Origin of the sequence: Phenylobacterium sp. (assembly GCF_031181185.1) — a bacterium.
Classification (GTDB): domain Bacteria; phylum Pseudomonadota; class Alphaproteobacteria; order Caulobacterales; family Caulobacteraceae; genus Phenylobacterium.
The window spans coordinates 1-3719 of record NZ_JAPSKZ010000259.1; the positions used below are offsets into that span (position 1 = coordinate 1).

5 protein-coding genes are annotated in these 3719 nt (G+C 71.8%); all 5 read left to right on the forward strand.

Annotated features, from left to right (window positions below):
- Nucleotides 1-1015 (forward strand): tetratricopeptide repeat protein (locus RIF93_RS19360; RefSeq protein ID WP_309093083.1); only part of this gene is annotated, 1015 nt, incomplete at its 5' end.
- A 31-nt stretch (nucleotides 1016-1046) separates the two neighbouring features.
- The gene (locus RIF93_RS19365; RefSeq protein WP_309093084.1) at nucleotides 1047-1970 is read left to right on the forward strand and encodes a sulfite exporter TauE/SafE family protein; all 924 of its coding nucleotides are present in this window, start codon (nucleotides 1047-1049) and stop codon (nucleotides 1968-1970) included.
- The gene (locus RIF93_RS19370; RefSeq protein ID WP_309093085.1) at nucleotides 1970-2722 is read left to right on the forward strand and encodes a TIGR02186 family protein; all 753 of its coding nucleotides are present in this window, start codon (nucleotides 1970-1972) and stop codon (nucleotides 2720-2722) included. Before RIF93_RS19365 ends, RIF93_RS19370 begins: the two co-directional genes overlap by 1 nt.
- 6 nt (nucleotides 2723-2728) lie before the next feature.
- Nucleotides 2729-3196 carry a DUF3429 domain-containing protein gene (locus RIF93_RS19375; RefSeq protein WP_309093087.1) on the forward strand — a complete coding sequence of 156 codons (468 nt, stop codon included), beginning with the start codon at nucleotides 2729-2731 and terminating at the stop codon, nucleotides 3194-3196.
- A 149-nt stretch (nucleotides 3197-3345) separates the two neighbouring features.
- Entirely contained in the window at nucleotides 3346-3639 is a 294-nt protein-coding gene (locus RIF93_RS19380; RefSeq protein ID WP_309093086.1) for a GNAT family N-acetyltransferase, read from the forward strand.
- The last annotated feature ends 80 nt before the right edge of the window (nucleotides 3640-3719 follow it).

Sequence of the window (3719 nt, forward strand, 5' to 3'; positions counted from 1 at the left end):
GCCGCTGCCCGAGGCCAGCGTCGATCCGGTGCGTCCGTCGTTCGCCCGCGAAGACTTCGAGGCGGCGGAAGGCTTCGCGCCGCTGGCAGAGCCGGCGGACGAGGACGATGTCTTCGAGCTGGAGACGCCGAAGGTATCCGCCGCCGAGGCGGGCAAGCCGCTCTCGACCCGCGAGGTGATCGACCAGGCGCGCGCCGCGGCCCGGGCCCAGCAGAGCGCTCGCCCGCGCCCTGTGGAGATCCGCGCGAAGGTGGACCGGCGCCAGGCTTCCGGCCGCATGTTCGCCGGCTTCGGCACGCCGCGGGCGCGGCGTCCGAACAGCGCCGTGCAGACGGCTCTGATGGTCGCCGGCAGCGCCGCCTTCCTCAGCGTCGGGGCGGCGGGCGTCGTGCTGATGAACGGTCCTCAGGCGGAGGGCGAGAGCTCGGTTCAGGCGCAGCTGGGGACGAGCCCGCGGGCTGCCGTTGCTATCGCGCCGGGACCTGCCGCGGAGCGCAACGCGCCAGTGGTCGACGCCGAGCTCCAGCAGCGCTTCACCGACGCCGTCCGCACCGTGGAGGCGGGTCGTCCCGGAGGCCTGGCCAAGCTGAAGGCCGTCGCCGACGCGGGCCATGCCCCGGCCCAGTTCTATCTGGCGCAGCTCTACGAAGGCGGCCGTTCGGGCGTGGTGCAGAACATGACCGAAGCCCGCCGCTGGACGGCGCGCGCGGCGGAAGGCGGCGAGGCGAACGCCATGCACAACCTCGGCCTCTACTACTTCCGCGGCGAAGGCGGCCCGCAGGACCTGGCTTCCGCCGCCCAGTGGTTCCGCAAGGCGGCCGAACTCGGGGTCGTCGACAGCCAGTACAATCTTGGCCTGATGTACCAGTCCGGCAGCGGCGTTCAGAAGGACCCCGCCGAGGCGCTCAAGTGGTTCAGCCAGGCGGCCGCCCAAGGCGATGGTCTCGCTCGCACGGCCGCCGACCGGCTCAAGGCCCAGTTCGCGCAGAAGCCCAACGCGCCCGCCGCGGGCTAGCCCCATCGCGCTTCGAGGCTAGGGTAGGGCCATGGACATCTACCTGCCCGTCGCCGAGGTCTCGGTGAATGCGCCGCTCATCGTGGCGCTGGGGCTGTTCGTCGGCTTCATCTCGGGCATGTTCGGCATCGGCGGCGGCTTCCTGATGACGCCGATGCTGGTGTTCCTCGGCATCCCGCCGGCGGTCGCCGTAGCCAGCATGTCGAACCACGTGGCCGCCTCGTCCATGTCGAGCGTCATCGCTTATGGTCGGCGGCGCGCGGTGGACCTGCGGATGGGGGGCGTGCTGGCCGCGGGCGGCGTGGTGGGCGCCTTCCTGGGCGTCGAACTCTTCCGCTGGCTCCGCCTACTTGGGCAGGCCGACCTCGTGGTGGCCGTTTCTTACCTGGTGTTCCTGACCATCATCGGCGGCCTGATGCTGACCGAGTCCCTGGGCGCGATCCTGCGTCGCCGCCGCGGGGAGCCCCATCCCCCCAGGCGGGATCGGCGCCCGCCCTGGCTTTACGGCCTGCCGCTGAAGGTGCGGTTCCCCAGGTCCAGGCTCTACATCAGCGTAATCCCGCCGCTGGCGCTGGGCGCGTTCGTCGGGGTGCTTTCGGCCGTCATGGGCGTCGGCGGCGGCTTCATCCTCGTGCCGGCCATGGTCTATCTGCTGCGCATGCCGGCCGGCGTGGTCGTCGGCACGAGCCTGTTGCAGATCATCGTCACGGCCGCGCTCACCGGCGTCCTGCAGGCCGGCCGTAACCAGACGGTGGACGTCGTGCTGGCGGTGCTGCTGCTGGCGGGCGGCATCGTGGGCGCCCAGTACGGCGCCCGCGCCTCCACCCGCTTCCGAGCCGAGGAACTGCGGGCGGTCCTGGCGCTGATCGTCCTGCTGGTCGGCCTGCGCATGGGACTGGGCCTGTTCGTCACCCCCGACGAGCCGTTCGTCCTGATGACCGGGGTGCACGGCTGATGGCGATCGAGGCTCCGCCCCCTGTCGTCTCGGCGGCGCTTACCGAGACCAACGTCCGGGTCAGCGCCGACTTCCGCGGCGCGCGCATCGTGCTCTACGGCGCCGTGTTCCAGGACCAGACCCAGCCCTCGGACGTCGTCGTCATCGTGCGCGGCCCGGAACAGCCCGTCCGAATCACGCGCAAGATCCGGGTGGCCGGCCTCTGGCTCAACAGCCGTCCGGTGGTGTTCGACGGCGCTCCCGGATTCTACATGGCGGCCTCAAACCGGCCGCTCGACGAGATCGCCACCTTCGGCACGCTTCGCCGCCTGGGGGCGGGCGTCGACCATCTGCCGATCAATGCGCCGGCCGAGCAGCGGATCGAGACCCGCTACGGCGTGCGCGACGTCGTCGTCTCCAGCCTGGGCGCCGACTACTACGTGTGGCGCCGCGCGGTCGTGCGGCTGAAGCAGAAGGCCGGCCTGTACGACGAGGACGGACGCGGCGTGCGCTTCGTCGACCGGGGCCTGTTCCGCGCCGAGATCGCGCTGCCGGCCGGGGCGCCCACCGGCGTCTACCGCGCCGACATCCTCTTGTTCGAGAACGGGCGGCCGGTGTCGCGGCGAGTCCGTACGCTGACCGTGGAGAAGGTGGGGTTGGAGCGGACTCTTTACCTCTGGGCGCATAACAGGCCATGGTCCTACGGCCTGGCCTCGATGGCGTTCGCGCTGGCGGCCGGGTGGGCCGCCTCGGCCGCATTCCGGAGAGACTGATTGCTCATGGATGACGTGCGGCCTAGGCGACGGGTCGAGTCCGCCCCGACGGCGCTCTGGATGATCGCCCTCTTCGCCCTGGCTCCTTTTCCGGTGGCGGCTCTGGTCTTCTCCTTCGGTCCCGCTGACGCGGCCCGGGCGGCGCTTTCGACCCTGCTTGCCTGGGCGGCGCTCGTGGTGGCGTTCCTGGGCGGCGTGCGCTGGGGGCTCGAGACTCGCGAGCCTCAGCCGCGCTGGTACCGCCTGGCGTTCTCGGCGCTGACCGCAGCCACCGCCCTGATGGTGTTGCTGGGGCGCGGCCGGGCGCCGGACGCGTGGATCCTCGGCGGCTTCATCGTCGTCTTCATGATCCAGTGGATGTTCGACCACCAGACGCCCGACACGCCCGCCCGATATCCCACGCTGTCGACGGCGATCACCGCCAGCGCCTGCATTTCGCTGGGCCTGGCGCTGGAAAAGGCGCTGAACGCCTGACCGGGTGGAGCCTTCGTCCCGCTCGCGCCGAGGAGGCGCCCACGCTCGAGGCGCTGCAGCTTCGCGCATCGCTCGCCCCGGGCGACCACGTCGAGGAACTGACCGCCAATCCGGACGCCGTCGCGCTTCCCGCCGATCACATCCCGTACGTGTTCCTGGCCGAGGCCGGAGGGCGCGTACTGGGTTTCGCGGTCGTGCTGCCGCGCGAGTACGGCGACGCCGAACTGGACGGCCTGTTCGTCGAGCCCGACGCTTGGCGGCGCGGGATCGGCGCGGCCCTGGTGGCTGAAGCGGTCCGCCGCGGGCGCGCTTGTGGATCGCGCGCGCTGCACGTGGTCGCGAACGCGCGCGCCGTGCCGTTCTACGAGCGCTGCGGGTTCGAGCGGGTGGGCGAGGGGATGACCCGCTTCGCGCCGGCGCCGCTCATGCGCCTCAGGCTCTAGGTTCGGCTCAGGGCGCGCGGCCGACGCCGTACGCCTGCTGTCCGTAACGATCCGCGTCCGCGGCCGCCACGCGCGCCTGG

Bases quoted from the DNA above. Each gene is read 5' to 3' on its own strand.
- RIF93_RS19365 (WP_309093084.1), top strand. From the start codon at position 1,047: ATGGACATCTACCTGCCCGTCGCCGAGGTCTCGGTGAATGCGCCGCTC.
- RIF93_RS19370 (WP_309093085.1), top strand. From the start codon at position 1,970: ATGGCGATCGAGGCTCCGCCCCCTGTCGTCTCGGCGGCGCTTACCGAG.
- RIF93_RS19375 (WP_309093087.1), top strand. From the start codon at position 2,729: ATGGATGACGTGCGGCCTAGGCGACGGGTCGAGTCCGCCCCGACGGCG.